Origin of the sequence: Alicyclobacillus acidocaldarius subsp. acidocaldarius DSM 446, assembly GCF_000024285.1 — a bacterium.
Taxonomy (GTDB): domain Bacteria; phylum Bacillota; class Bacilli; order Alicyclobacillales; family Alicyclobacillaceae; genus Alicyclobacillus; species Alicyclobacillus acidocaldarius.
Genome location: NC_013205.1, coordinates 659,792 through 672,705, shown reverse-complemented (window position 1 = coordinate 672,705; position 12,914 = coordinate 659,792). Strand labels below are relative to the sequence as shown.

At 57.8% G+C, this 12,914-nt stretch carries 14 protein-coding genes and 1 pseudogene; 5 read left to right on the top strand and 10 right to left on the bottom strand.

Annotated elements, in window-relative coordinates; genetic code table 11:
• Positions 1-63: 63 nt before the first annotated feature.
• From AACI_RS03185 to AACI_RS03170, 4 genes and pseudogenes are all read right to left on the bottom strand, one after another.
• Positions 64-582 (bottom strand): hypothetical protein, encoded by a 519-nt coding sequence (locus AACI_RS03185; RefSeq protein ID WP_012810037.1) that lies wholly within the window; start codon positions 580-582, stop codon positions 64-66.
• Positions 583-848: 266 nt separating this feature from the next.
• Complete coding sequence (locus AACI_RS03180; protein ID WP_174260446.1) at positions 849-1,517, bottom strand: type 1 glutamine amidotransferase domain-containing protein; 669 nt, start codon at positions 1,515-1,517, stop codon at positions 849-851.
• Positions 1,518-1,580: 63 nt separating this feature from the next.
• Entirely contained in the window at positions 1,581-2,837 is a 1,257-nt protein-coding gene (locus tag AACI_RS03175) for an MFS transporter (RefSeq protein WP_012810036.1), read from the bottom strand.
• Between the two features lie 160 nt (positions 2,838-2,997).
• Positions 2,998-4,269: pseudogene (locus AACI_RS03170) on the bottom strand (SpoVR family protein); the annotation flags it as partial.
• Positions 4,270-4,353: 84 nt separating this feature from the next.
• Between AACI_RS03170 and AACI_RS03165 the strand changes: the two are divergent.
• From AACI_RS03165 to AACI_RS03150, 4 genes are all read left to right on the top strand, one after another.
• Entirely contained in the window at positions 4,354-4,665 is a 312-nt protein-coding gene (locus tag AACI_RS03165) for a hypothetical protein (RefSeq protein WP_012810034.1), read from the top strand.
• Positions 4,666-4,744: 79 nt separating this feature from the next.
• Entirely contained in the window at positions 4,745-5,023 is a 279-nt protein-coding gene (locus AACI_RS03160; protein ID WP_012810033.1) for a hypothetical protein, read from the top strand.
• Positions 5,024-5,169: 146 nt separating this feature from the next.
• Complete coding sequence (locus AACI_RS03155; protein ID WP_012810032.1) at positions 5,170-5,460, top strand: type II toxin-antitoxin system PrlF family antitoxin; 291 nt, start codon at positions 5,170-5,172, stop codon at positions 5,458-5,460.
• On the top strand, positions 5,460-5,864 hold the full coding sequence (locus tag AACI_RS03150) for a PIN domain-containing protein (protein ID WP_012810031.1): 405 nt from the start codon (positions 5,460-5,462) through the stop codon (positions 5,862-5,864). Before AACI_RS03155 ends, AACI_RS03150 begins: the two co-directional genes overlap by 1 nt.
• A gap of 112 nt (positions 5,865-5,976) precedes the next feature.
• On the opposite strand, the gene AACI_RS03145 is transcribed toward AACI_RS03150, so the two are convergent.
• Positions 5,977-6,891, bottom strand: coding sequence for a LysR family transcriptional regulator (locus AACI_RS03145; protein WP_012810030.1), 915 nt, complete (start codon positions 6,889-6,891; stop codon positions 5,977-5,979).
• A 159-nt stretch (positions 6,892-7,050) separates the two neighbouring features.
• Between AACI_RS03145 and AACI_RS03140 the strand changes: the two genes are divergently transcribed.
• Entirely contained in the window at positions 7,051-8,343 is a 1,293-nt protein-coding gene (locus tag AACI_RS03140; protein WP_012810029.1) for an APC family permease, read from the top strand.
• Positions 8,344-8,435: 92 nt separating this feature from the next.
• Here AACI_RS03140 and AACI_RS03135 read toward each other — a convergent pair whose 3' ends face one another.
• The 5 genes from AACI_RS03135 to AACI_RS03110 form a co-directional block, all read right to left on the bottom strand.
• Complete coding sequence (locus tag AACI_RS03135; RefSeq protein ID WP_012810028.1) at positions 8,436-8,687, bottom strand: AbrB/MazE/SpoVT family DNA-binding domain-containing protein; 252 nt, start codon at positions 8,685-8,687, stop codon at positions 8,436-8,438.
• A 217-nt stretch (positions 8,688-8,904) separates the two neighbouring features.
• Entirely contained in the window at positions 8,905-9,723 is an 819-nt protein-coding gene (locus AACI_RS03125) for a hypothetical protein (protein WP_012810026.1), read from the bottom strand.
• Positions 9,701-10,171, bottom strand: a complete 471-nt coding sequence (locus AACI_RS03120) for a gamma-glutamylcyclotransferase family protein (RefSeq protein ID WP_012810025.1) — start codon at positions 10,169-10,171, stop codon at positions 9,701-9,703. Before AACI_RS03120 ends, AACI_RS03125 begins: the two co-directional genes overlap by 23 nt.
• Positions 10,172-10,235: 64 nt before the next feature.
• Complete coding sequence (locus AACI_RS03115) at positions 10,236-11,918, bottom strand: amidoligase family protein (protein WP_012810024.1); 1,683 nt, start codon at positions 11,916-11,918, stop codon at positions 10,236-10,238.
• A gap of 50 nt (positions 11,919-11,968) precedes the next feature.
• Positions 11,969-12,361: a hypothetical protein gene (locus AACI_RS03110; protein ID WP_012810023.1), complete on the bottom strand. Its 393-nt coding sequence runs from the start codon at positions 12,359-12,361 to the stop codon at positions 11,969-11,971.
• Positions 12,362-12,914 lie beyond the last annotated feature (553 nt).

Sequence of the window (12,914 nt, the reverse complement as noted above, 5' to 3'; positions counted from 1 at the left end):
ATAAGGAAAGGCGCGGAGTCCCGCCCCGCGCCTTTTCCAAATGATTCGCGATGTGAGAACCGGTCACTTCACCTGAAGCGTGACAGCGCTCGAGGTTCCGCTCTCGCCGACGACCGAGACGGAAAGCGTCAATTCGGCGCCTGGCTTCCCGAGATCTTTCGGCAGCTTCAGCGTGTCCACGAAATCTCCCGCGCTGTTGGTGCCGACAATCTGCTGCACCAGCACCTTCTTTTCGCCGTTGGTCAGCGTGATCTGGACGTCCTTCTTGGCCAAATTCGACGAAACGTGGCCGTCCACCTTCAGCGCGGCGCCTGCGGTCACGCTCGTGCCCGCCACCGGAGCCGTCAAGGTCACGGACGACTTGGCCGTCTCCGCAGCCTTGCCGGACGACTTCGCCTCGGTCTTGGTCTCCTTCTGATTCGAAGCGCTGGCCCCCTTGTGGTCATGCTTCACCGCGACGGCTGTACTCGCCGCACCATTCGCCGTCGTGTTGTTCGCGCTGTTGGCCGTGCCGCAACCCGTCACAACCATAGCTGCTGCGGCTGCCACGCCCAACACGTACAGGATCGATTTGCGGTTCATACACCCATCTCCTTTTCTTTTTTGTTTCTTGGGCGTCGCGCATTCTCGACGCCCAAGAACGAATCTGCCACCCGGGTCTCAAAACCACCTCACATGTAACCGCTTGAAACATGGCGGTTTTGTGACGACGACATCCATCCTTCGTCGCCCGTGGCACGAGGCTCGCCGCCTCGTGTGTTCGCTTTGCGCCCGTTCGCCGGCGACAAAAAGGCGTCCCGCCTCCACATGACCTGGGAGCGGGACGCCGATTTGGAGATGAGCGCTTGTCAGTGAGATTCCTCGAGCGCTTGGATGACGGCTTTCGCAGCGCTGATGCCCGACTGCGGATTTTGCCCCGTGATGAGGTTTCCGTCTCGTTCGACGTGATCGGACCACATCGGCTGTGCCACGAACTGAGCGCCAAGCTCGCGCAAGCGCGTCTCCAGCATGAAGGGCACCTTGTCGTCGAGCTTGACGGCGCGCTCCTCCTCATCCGTGAACGCCGTCACGCGCTTGCCCTTGACGAGCGGATCGCCGTTCGAGAGCCGCACGTTGACCAACCCAGCCGGACCGTGGCACACGGCGGCGACCACTTTACCCGACTCCGCAAACGTGCGGATGAGCGCCTGGAGTTCAGCGCTGTCTGGGAAATCGAACATGGTGCCGTGACCGCCAGGCAAGAAGATGGCGTCGTAATCGGACGCAGACACCTGCGAAAGGGGGATGGTCTGCTTCAAGATCTCGACGGCCTCGGGCCACTGATTGAGCTCGCCGTTCTGCACGCTGCGCTCATCAATGGGCGCCTGACCTCCGCGCGGACTCGCCACGGTCACCTCGTAGCCCGCTTGCTTGAACTCTGTATACGGCTCGGCGAACTCGGACAACCAAAGCCCCGTCGGATGCCCGTCCGTCATTTTATCTGCGCTCGTGACGACCATCAGGACTTTCTTGGCCATCATGCTCACCCTTCCTTTTTTATTGCCACTTACATCTTATAAGTTTTTGCTGCGAAGCGCAAATCACGCCGTACCGCTGTCATCCTGTATCGGTGGCCGCGTCTCGCTGACTCGGCCTAGGAACCACACGGCAAGGCCCCCACCGAGGGCACATGCCGCGCACAGCGAAAGCGGCAACCAAGGCCCCTGCGCGCGCCAGAGAAACCCACCCGACACCATCCAGAGCGGCGTGACCGCGTTCTGCACGTGAGATGTCGCGACAAAGGCCCGATTGAGTTCCGACTTGGCAAGGCGCATCTGGAGCCATGTCTGCACCTGCGCCTGATACCACTCCATGCCGAGGATACACGCGGCGTATGCGACCAGGTAGAGTTCCGCATGGTGGGCAAACGGCAGTCCCGCCATTCCAACACCGGACAGCGCGAGCCCCAACCCCATCTTCGCAAGGGAGGGTTCGGCCACATGAGCCAGGTTCGCGCGAAGGATGATCCCCAAGAGCAGGGATGCCCCGGCAGTCGCGGTCAAAATCCAGGATATCACCATCACGCTCAAGTGATGCGTCGAACTCATGAGGAACACATTGAACCCGGACACAAAGGTGAAGGCGACATTGACCAACCCATTCACGAGCAAGACCCGCCCCACCCCGTCGGGTCCCTCGAACCGCCATCGCCACAGGTCACGTCCGCGAGCGGCAGACGAATGCGCCCCCTGGCGCTCGCCGGCTGGCAACGGCAGGGCCACCCATACCACCATGGCCATGATCAAGAATGACAACAAATCCAATCCCAGAGCGGCTCGCAACCTCAGGTGCACGATCACGATTCCTGCCACCCACGGCCCGACGAGTCTCGCGGCAGATTCCATCAGCTGAATTTCCGCGTTTGCCTGCGGGATCTGGTCGCGATCGCGCAAGAGCGTGGTCAGCGAAAACCGATTGACCCGATTCACCATCGACGCGAGGTGGAGAAGAAAGATAGAGAATACAAGGATGAAAGGAAAGAGAGACCTGATGGACAGGGAGGCGATCACGCCGAGGATGGCGGCGGCCTGCGCGGCGTGCACCGCGAGCATGACGGCTTTTCGACTGTGCCTCTCCGTGAGATAGCCTCCGAGCGGTCCGCCTGCCCAGTTGGCCACGTACTGAAGCGCATTGGCAAAGGACAGAAGCGCAGCCCCGGATCCCATGCCCTGAATGAGCAACGGAAGGGCCACCAAGAAGATCTTGTCGCCGACACGGGAGAAAAATCGTCCAGCGAGAAATGCATGAAACGCATCCACACGAGGTCGGAGTCGCACTCGGATCCCCTTCCGTCCCATGGTGAAATGACTTCCGACCTCGAATATAATCGCTTGCCGAATAGAAAGGATGAAATTTTCGTAAAGAAAACAAGAATGCTTGAAAAGCGAACAGCCCCGCCTATGGCAGGGCTGCTCTTTGGCCAAAGCTTCGTGTCGAGCGCACGTCCAGGCATGTTCGTCAATCTTTCAAGAACGATCGCTGCACCTTCTTCCCATCATAGGTGAAGGTGACGTCTCGTCCTTCGACGACGGTCTGCAGGTGAACGGGCCGGCCCCATAGGCGGTAGAAGTAGGGCAGCGTCTTTTCCAGATGACGGAGATCGAGTTCCATCCCTTCGAACGCGTGACGAATGAGCAATTCGCCGTTGCGGCGATAATCCCCATCCTCCACGTACAGCACGGGGATTCCGCCGTTGATCCGCGAGGCGACGAGCGCGTCTCGCACCTTTTCCCAATCCTTCTCGACGACGCGCCAGTCGTTTCCCACCTTTTGATACACGTACAGATCAAGTTTTTCAATCAGGTCCTTGGTTAAATAGTTGCGCAAGAAGGAGACGTCCGTCTCGATCTCGCGCACCTCAAACATCTTCTCCCGCCCCTCACCGGGCCGCCGGCCGTACCGCTCCTGCTCCTCCTTCGTCGGCTCGTTCCATCGCCGCTCAATGTCCTCCCAGATGGCGAGACCGACGTGGTAAGGATTGATACTCGTTCGGGAAGGCAAAACGACGCCCGAGTGCATCTTGGCGAACTCCAAGGCCTCTTCGTCCGACAAATCCATCTCCCGCATGATGCGCAGGTGCCAATAGGTCGCCCATCCCTCGTTCATGATCTTGGTCTCCAGCTGAGGCCAGAAATAGAGCATCTCCTCGCGCAACATCGAGAGGATATCCCGTTCCCATTCCTCCAGTGCGGAGCTGTTCTCGATGATGAACAGCACCACGTCCTTATTCAGCACGCGCGCGGGGATGGACTCCTCATCCGGCTCGGGCAGAGGGCCATCCAGCGCAAACAGATCATCATAAGGTCCAGGCTCGCGCACCTTGCGGGGCGGTTCCGCGCGTTGGCCCAAGCGCTGGCGGTACATGCGCTCCTTGGCGGCGCGCCGAGCATTGCGCCCCTCCTCCGACGGATCGACGTGTTCGGCGATGGCGAGGCCCGCGTCGAGCAACTCCTCGACGCGGCGCCTGCCGTGTTCGAGCTCGTAATGATAAATCCGCTCGGCGCTCGACGCCATGCGCTCGACCATGTCGCGGGACGTGTGTCGAAACGCCGCATTGTTCTTAAAGAAATCGCAGTGCCCGAGCACGTGTGCACACACGGTCTTGTTTTGTAAGAGCGTATTTCCGTCGAGCAAAAAGGCGTAGCACGGATTCGAATTGATGACGAGTTCGTAGATCCGGCTCAGGCCGAGATCGTATTCGAGCTTCATTTTGTGGAATGTTTTAGCGAAGAACCTAGAAGATGAAACACTCATTTTTGATTTCGCGCGTCACATACATATGTGTATCTCGTCCTATGAGAGGAGGAATCTTGTGTGAATCGCCGCGAACTCACCCTCGCCGAAGTCGACGTGCTCTGGCGCGCCGCCGACAAATCCGGCTATCCTCCGGAGGTCGTGCAGTCCGCATACGCATCCCTGATGCGCGGCGTCGGCCTTTGCGACTGCGAATACACGCGCCTGGCGACGGGCACCGGCCGCAGACCCTACGTGTGTCCGTTTCGCGGGCCGCGCTTCCGATACGGCTCGCCTGAGCGCCTGATCGAGACGGCCATTCCCTGGCTGCTTCGGTTCACCGCGCGCCTGCGTCAGCACCACTTGGAGCGGCTTGAGCGAAAGCGCCTCTGATATACGAACACACGTTTGCGTTTCTGTTCACACCGCGTTATCATTCTCTTAAAACTCACTCTTCTTTGGAGGGAGCACCGTGGCCAAGAAGAAACAGCAGACTGCCGTCGAAGATCCGGAATCCCGCATCAACGGTCTTACTGAGGCGGAGTGGCACGAGATCTCCGTTCTCATCGGCGAAGCGATTGAAGCGGAGACCCCGGTTCGGATCACCCTCAAGAGCAAGCTTGGCGACAAAGTTCTCGAGGGCGTGCCATTCGTGAAGGATTCGAGGTTGTATCTGCGTTCAGAGGAAGGCTCCACCGTCCAGGTCCCGCTTGAGCGGATGGCCAAGGTGGAGGAAGCCGTGCGATATTGAAGGGCCCGCAGTGGAGGTGGGCCCTTATCATGTATAAAGCTCCTCCATGATCGCGTATGATGCGGTATGCAAAGAAAAACACATCCTTCTTTACGTTATGTGAAGTGCATTGTATGATCAGTTCTGAACGAAGGGAGGTCAAAATCATGGTCACGTCGATTGCCAAGATTTCTCCCAAGGGCCAGATCACTCTTCCAGCGGAGATTCGCCGCGCATTGAATCTGCGCGAGGGTGACCGAGTCGTATTTCAGGTATCAAACGATGGCAAGGTTTTCATCTCCGGACTTCCGTCGTACGATCCTGAGACTGTCATCGGCATTCTTCACACCGAACAAGAGCTCGATGATTTTCAGGAGATCCGCCGCAAGGCGCGACTGCTTCGAGCTCAGCGTTACCTCCAAGCTGATCGAGTGGAAAACGAGGATGACCAAAACTGATGGTGCGAAAATGGGTTGACACCAACATCATCATTCGGGCAGTCACAGGCCAACCACCTGATATGGCCCAACGCCTCCTTCCCGTTCTGCATCAAGCCGCGCGCGGTGAGTTTGAGCTTGTCGTTCCCTCCATCGTCGTCGCGGAGGCTGTTTACGTGCTGGAGGGAACGTTGGGCTTCTCCCGAAAGGACGTAGCAAAGGCATTGCGTGCTTTCTGTGGACTGAAGGGCGTAGAGTTGGAGGAATTTGAAATCATCCTGACGGCCTTGTCCGATTACGAGGAAACCAATGTCGATTTCGCGGATGCTTATCTCGGTGCAAAAGCGAAGCTTTCAGGTGACGTTGTGCTGACGTGGAACGCGAGAGATTTCAAAAAGATTGGGGCTCGACATGAAGTTCCATGACAAGCAAAATGCCCGCTATACGCGGGATCCAGCGAATAATCTCAATGCCTCTGGGAGAGTCAGTCCGACAGCCTCGCACCGCCTTCGTACATTTGCTTCAAATCCCATGCGTCTATCGCTCCTCGAGCGATTGACAAACACGATACGCATAAGTGCGGACGCATTTGATCCATTCCCGCGCTGCTTGGGGCATCCAACGCCCGTCTCGCCATGCGAGATACGTCGGGATTTTCAAGTCGTTCCAAGGGAGGCGGGTGAGCTTGCCGGCATCCAGTTCTTGTTGCACCACCATCTCAGGGAGAAGTGCAATGCCAAGGCCCGCGATCGCGCATTGCTTGACGGCCTCCACGCTCGCAAATTCCATGGAGCGCTGGATTCGGATACCCATCTGCATCATTTGCCGCTCAAACACCTCTCGGTAACTCGCGCCACCTTTCGAAGCTTCCACAAGCAGGAGAACAGCGGATTCGATCAGAGACGGCGTGCTTGCACTCGGATTACTCGCCGCAATTTTCGGATGAGCGACGAGCACGATGCGCTCGGGTGTGAGAGTTTGGAAGGCTAGACCCGCTGGAGGAGCACTCTGTTCTAACAGCAGCGCCACGTCGATCTCGCCGCGCGCCAGCGCCGCCCGATGCTCTGCGCAGCTATCCGCCCGAAATTGAAGATGAACCCGAGGATATCGCTGGTGAAATACAGCCAGTGCAGGCGGAAGCCGATATGCAATCAGGCTTTCTGGGGCACCCACCACAAGCGTGCCACTCGGCTCGTATCCTCCTTTTGCAATGGATCGGAGTTCAGATTCCATCTGCAGAAGATCATGCACCAGGGGGAGCACTTTCTGCCCGACCTCCGTCAGTTGCACGCTTCGTCCGATCCGGTCAAACAGCGGCGTACCCAGTTCCTGTTCCAGCGCTTGAATCTGGGCGGAAACACTAGACTGCGCATAGTTTAGGAGCGCAGATGCGCGTGTGAAACTTCGCTCACGAGCCACGACAGCAAAGGTGTGAAGTTGCTTGAAGTCCATCGTTAACCTCCGATAACCATCGAAAAATGCGATGGAGATAATTCAATCTATCGTAGAAAGAGATTGGATATCTCCATTTACAATGCGGGTGAGCCATTCGTCAAGTGTTGCAAAAGCACTTTGACCAGATTCCATCTCTCATGAACGGAGGGACCTGTTGTGCAACCATCATCGGGTCCTCAACTTGCCAAGACGCTCACTATCGGTCGAGGTGTCGCGATCGCACTCGGCATCGTGATCGGGGCAGGCGTACTCGTTCTCCCAGGGCAGGCCTATGCGCAGGTGGGAGACGCAGCTGTCTACGCTTGGATTCTGGACGCCGGACTCGTTATCCCGCTCCTTTTGATTTTTTCGGAACTCGGAGCTCGATACCCATCCGCAGGCGGTGCCGCTGGATTTGTGCGATCGGTTTGTGGCACAAGACTTGGTACCTTGGCCGAATTCCTGCTCATGGGGGCTTTCTTTCTTGGGATTCCCGCGATCGCACTCTCCGGTGCCGCATACTTCGGTGCTCTCGTGGGTTTACACGGATGGGGGCTCGACGCGTGGGCTGCGGCAATTATCGTGGCATTGAGCGTCATACACGTGCTAGGGACCCAAGTTTCGGGCACCGTGCAACAGGTACTGAGCTTTACGCTCGTCGGCATATTGAGTCTCATTGCCTGCGTGGGGCTTTTTATGCACCCTTTGATGAGGCTTCACGTGGCGCCCGTGGCAAGCTGGCGTCAGAGCTTGCCGGTAGTCGGCATGGTGTTCTTTGCCTACACCGGCTGGGAGATGCTTTCCTTCATGGGAGAGGAGTTCAAGCATCCCAAGCGGGACTTCCCGCTTGCAATCGCGTTCAGCTACGTGGCCATCGTGATTTTGTACATCGCTGTCGCGCTGGCTGTGCAAACCGATTTACCTCAGCACGATCCCCGTACCATCATCGTCCCCATTGCGACGCTGCTCGCAAGCGTGATGGGTCCCTTAGCAGGCAACGCGGTGGCGGTGCTGGCGCTCATCATCATTGTGGCGAATCTGAACGGGGCTCTCTGGGCAGCTTCCCGTCTGATTTTTGCGGCGGCTCGCGAGGGAACACTGCCCAGGCGCCTCGCGGTCCTGAACACACGCGGCGTGCCATGGGTTGCGCTTTGTGCTTGCGCCGCAGTGTTTGTCGGCGTGATCGGCATGCAAATCGCGGGCTGGATCTCTCAGCCCCTGATGTTTGCTTTGGCGGGCCAGAATTTCTTGCTCATTTACGGTCTGTGCGCGATCGCGTATGTTCGGCAGGCTTCAGGGCGATGGCGAAAGGGTTTTGGCATCGCCGTGGGACTTGTGTGTCTCGTCGTGCTCGACTCGTTCGGGTGGAAGCTCGTATATCCTTGTGGTATCGCCATCGTAACTCTTGTGTTGGTCGTGTTGCGAAGCCGGCATACTGGGCGGAAACGGACGAATCAGCTAATTGAGTAGCGCTGGTTCTACTCGGCAAGAAAGTCTATTACCCGACATTAAATGTTAATCGATCTGATAAGTAAGCTGAGACCTGCGATGAAGGGCAGGTCTCAGCTTACTTTGCTCTTCGCCTTCAACTCCTCCAAGCACGTCCCGCAGACGCCTCGCTCGTGAAAGACCTTCTCGGCTTTCTCGCCGCAGAACACGCATTTGGGCTCGTACTTGCTCAGAACGACGGCGTCGCCTTCCACGTAGATCTCGATCGAATCATCTTGCCCAATGGCAAGGTCTTTCCGCAGGCGCTTCGGGATCACGAGTCGCCCGAGATGATCGACCTTCCGCACGTAACCTGTCACAAGCATACGAATTCTCCTCCTCAATATCGCCGCCTCATGATCATCCATCCTACACCGAGTAGGACAACAATGAGAAGCAGTAGCGCAAACGGTAAATGCCGCGCCAATTGCCAGCCGATGCCCCAGCCGAAGCCATGCACCACCGAGCGCCCGAACTCGTGGAGCAGCGGATGATACGCATAATGCGAGTATGAATGGTAGTGATGAAACACAACCGCTCACCTCAATCCGTCTTCAGTCCTTTGTCGCGGATCTCCTGCTTCAGTTCCTTGAGCCACGCCGTCTCGGTGCCGTCCGCCTCAAACAACGCATTCGCCGTGTACGGCGGGACGTAGATGTCGTCCGCCTCCAACAGCACGTATCGATCCGAAGCAGGTTTCTCGTTGTCAGACCTCGGGTAAAAGTCCGTGCACGATCGGCCAATGGGCGCGTTCTGACTCGTGCGCTGATAGTACGCTGTACAGAGACCGTCCCGCCAGTAACGGCAGCTCCCGCAATGCCCCTCTTTGGACTTCCGCAGCGCCGCATCGCCCCGAAGGACGTGCACGTCCGCCCGTTCCATCACAATCAGCGCGCCGTTTCGGATCAAGGATTGGATGAGCGTCCGGTCATTGAAGATATTCCACTCGACTTCTTCGTCGCTCCACTCCATCTCCTCGTATTCCTCCGCCTCCTCCGGGTCTGCATAGGGCGGAGGTTGCGTGTTGTCGAGGATCAACACTGGCCCGTACACGATCTTCGACTTCACACCCACCATGGTCATGTCGTGATGCAAGGGCTTGACGATCTCCAACCTCATCAACGCACGCGTGATCTCGTCGTCCGTGTCGAAGAACGGATAGTCCATGACGTAGGTCAAGATCCCTACCGGACAATGTGTCTCTGCCGCCTCACGATCAAGGAACTTGACCATGTACTCCTTCGTGGGAACCTCACCTTCGCGAAGCGGCGTCCAGAACTTCGCCCGCCACGCCGTGTCGAACGTGCCGGCCATGATCCGCTGCATCAGCGCATCCGCGTTAGGCTGTAATTGCTGTTCCATGGATGTCTTCCTCCCTTAATCGAGCAATGTGTTGTTCTACGCGACGCCGATAGGTTGGATTGACAATCCCGCCGAGAATGATCCGCGCGTACTCGTCAGACGGCGCGATCTCGTATGGCAGCGGATGCACCAGAACATACGTCTCCGCCTCTTCCCACTCCCCGGCGCAGCGAACAAACACGAAGAGACGGCGATAGACGTGCGGTGCGCCTTCGCGGCGGTCCAGACGCTTGACCTCACGATCTGGAACCCACCACAACACCCCATGCACCGTGTGCCCGCGTGCCGGGACGATATTCGCCACGCCGCCGTTTCGATGTGCCGAATAACCGTTGAACGCGAGCCGATGTCCGAACAAAATCGCATCCTCGCAGAGCATGTGGGCGGCCGGACACGTCCGTCGGAAGTCGCGCTCGTTCATGCAACTTCCATAGGCAAAGTAGATCATCCGCGCCGCCCTCCTTTTGCCTTGATTGGAATCTCCATCTTGATTTGAGTCGAGTATACTTCCATCATCCTCTGCTGTCAACATGTGTTTGTTCTTGATAAAAGAGAGGTACCTCGCCTCGGACCCATAGCCCTGTCGCGATACGACGCAGACGTTCGCTCCCGAGCGTATCAAGGAACTGGCGGAAGCGTCCTTCCGCTCCTTCGGCCAGCGCATCTGAGCTGTCGCCGCGGAAGAGCGCCGGAAGACGTTCAGCGCCTGGCATGTGTTTGCGCAGATACGCTGCCTGCATCATCGTGGCGTTCGCCAACTGGATCTGGCGCTGGATGATGATCGGGTCCAATGAGCCATTGGGATATCGGAATTCCACCGTCGGGACGTTGTGCTCCACGAACTTGGCCGTGTTGATGATCTTGTATCGGTCTTCGTGCCAACGGTACCCAATCAACTTGCGCGAAGCCGACATCGCGGTGTCATTGCGGCGCAGTTGACGAAGATCACGCAGACGGAGTGGGCCTGCGTAACGCAAACCGCGGTGCATGGTGGCATAATGGCGATCGCTCGCCGCTCCCATCTTGTAGTACTCGTTCCCGAACCAGTAGATGTATCGCGCAAGCCGTTGCCAGCGATAACCTCGGTCGTCGAGGATCGAGTGGCTCATATGAATGTGCAGGCCGGTGTGCCTGTCCGTTGTAGCACCGAGTCGTTGAGCGATGTCGGTGATTTTCCGAAGAGTCTCCCACGTCTCTGGCGTGTCACGAAGCGGTGGTGAGACGATCTCGCCACCACCTTCCAGACTACCGTCATGCTTGACGACCCAACCCGTAGATTCGCTCACTCGTGAACTGTACGACTGTTGGTTCCGTGCAGTTGAAAATCCATAAGCATAGAGTTCGCGCGCCAATGCGTCACCATAAATGTTTTCAACCTCGAGTTCGATCCCGAAGGTGAGATCCGACCCATCCAGCACGTTCTCCGTTTCGTACGCTCCCAGCCCCTCAAGCGTCCGAGCATGGTCACGAAACGCTTGCCACCGCGCGTCATCTCGGCTCATATACACGCCGTCGTGACGGTGCAGCTCGTGCCAGGCGTAGAGCGCACGGTCGCGCTCGTTGTCCCACGCGACCTCGCCGTCGACGATGTGCGTGAGGATCGTCGGCGCGGCGGACACACGGCTCGTGGTCTCGAGCGGGGTCTCGGAGCTTGCCTCCGACCTCATCGCTTCCGCGACACGCTGGCGCTCGGCTTCGGACTCCTGAACCATCCGACGTTCGGCGGCGAATCGGTTGTAGCCCTCCATATGCCGGCACACCCGATGCCGATGCTGATGATCAGGGCACGAACAGGCGACGGCCACGGCGCCCGTGCGGTCAGTGGTCACGACGTACTCGCGTCCCGACTCGGAGTGTACCTGCACGGCGGCGTCCGCGAAGTGGTGGAACTCGAGCACCTCTTCCTGTTCGCGTGTCCGAGAGAACTGGTCTGCGATCATGCCGCTGTACGTTGCAACGGTGGGCTGCCTGCGAATGCGAGCGAGAAACCGGGCCTTCGCGTTCGCGATGGCCATCTCGTTCACGCCGACCATCTCGTCGCGACGCCGCGCCCACGATTGGCGAATGCGCTCGGCAGTCTGAGCCGAGATCATGGCAATGAACTCGGCCACGTGCTTGGCGCAGACAGGACCGGTGCCGCGCGCGACCGACACAGGGTGCGTGAGGCGTCTGCTGCAAACGGCGCAGGTGGTCATACAAAAACCCCTCCTTCTCAACGAGGGAGGGGGTCGTCGGACACCCACCGCTATCCTCGAAGACTCTCGATCCACGCCTTGGTGGGCTGCCACGTCTCGATGGGATCAGATGACTCTTCAGCCTCATCCGAAGAATCCTCTGTAACAACAGCGGATACTTGTCCTTCGAGAGCCCTGCGAACCTCGTTCCGGACTTCTTCGCGGATGATCTCGATAAGCTCCGGCACGATGTCGTTGCGCAGCCAGTCGGCGATCTCTTCTTCGATTTGGCGTGCGGTGTCAGGCGAGTGGTGTTCTTGTGGATTCAGGAAAGTTGGTTGCAGTCTGCGTTTTGCAACCTCCTTCAGCCAAGCGCCTCGGCCATACGGAGGCATGGCATCGAGGATTTCACGATCCTCGTCGAAAATCGGAACTTTGATAATGAGAGATGGCCTTCGCCGCATATTATTTTCGCCCCCACAAGCTGGCTTAACCTGTACAACTTTGGTCTTCTTGGACCAACTTTGGCCCCACAAGATGGTGATGTTGTCCCATGTTAGCCCACATAGGCACTCGTTCCGATATTGACAATAGCGATTCCGATGAACTCTGGTATCCGCGTGCGGCCAACTTTGGCACACTACAGTCACGGCTTCGAATTTTAGAGTTGCTCATGTTGTCCCACTTGGCCCATGTTTCAAGTTCGGTGTTTGGTGGGGCAATGAGTCACCGCATTTCGAAACTCTGCGAAGGACATCTTCGGCCATTTCAGGACTCATCTTCGTGTGTCTCGTCGGACATTAGCGCGGCACCCTTGAGTGGCATACCGCGTTTTCGACGAGAAATTTGCCAGTTTTCTCGCTTGCGATTTCCAGTTCACGGGCTTCTTAGACGACAGATCCGCCGTTCCTAGACGGGTTTTTTCGCAGAAAGAGCGTGGGCTTGCAACGTTTGCAATTCCTTGCAACCATGCGGGTTTTCGCTTGCAACGGGTTTGCAACAGCTTGCAACAACGTT

What these genes read in the sequence shown, in the direction of transcription:
- AACI_RS03185 (WP_012810037.1), bottom strand. Translation starts at nt 582, where the DNA reads ATGAACCGCAAATCGATCCTGTACGTGTTGGGCGTGGCAGCCGCAGCA.
- AACI_RS03180 (WP_174260446.1), bottom strand. Translation starts at nt 1,517, where the DNA reads ATGGCCAAGAAAGTCCTGATGGTCGTCACGAGCGCAGATAAAATGACG.
- AACI_RS03175 (WP_012810036.1), bottom strand. Translation starts at nt 2,837, where the DNA reads ATGGGACGGAAGGGGATCCGAGTGCGACTCCGACCTCGTGTGGATGCG.
- AACI_RS03155 (WP_012810032.1), top strand. Translation starts at nt 5,170, where the DNA reads ATGGTCACGTCGATTGCCAAGATTTCTCCCAAGGGCCAGATCACTCTT.
- AACI_RS03150 (WP_012810031.1), top strand. Translation starts at nt 5,460, where the DNA reads ATGGTGCGAAAATGGGTTGACACCAACATCATCATTCGGGCAGTCACA.
- AACI_RS03145 (WP_012810030.1), bottom strand. Translation starts at nt 6,891, where the DNA reads ATGGACTTCAAGCAACTTCACACCTTTGCTGTCGTGGCTCGTGAGCGA.
- AACI_RS03135 (WP_012810028.1), bottom strand. Translation starts at nt 8,687, where the DNA reads ATGCTTGTGACAGGTTACGTGCGGAAGGTCGATCATCTCGGGCGACTC.
- AACI_RS03125 (WP_012810026.1), bottom strand. Translation starts at nt 9,723, where the DNA reads ATGGAACAGCAATTACAGCCTAACGCGGATGCGCTGATGCAGCGGATC.
- AACI_RS03120 (WP_012810025.1), bottom strand. Translation starts at nt 10,171, where the DNA reads ATGATCTACTTTGCCTATGGAAGTTGCATGAACGAGCGCGACTTCCGA.
- AACI_RS03115 (WP_012810024.1), bottom strand. Translation starts at nt 11,918, where the DNA reads ATGACCACCTGCGCCGTTTGCAGCAGACGCCTCACGCACCCTGTGTCG.
- AACI_RS03110 (WP_012810023.1), bottom strand. Translation starts at nt 12,361, where the DNA reads ATGCGGCGAAGGCCATCTCTCATTATCAAAGTTCCGATTTTCGACGAG.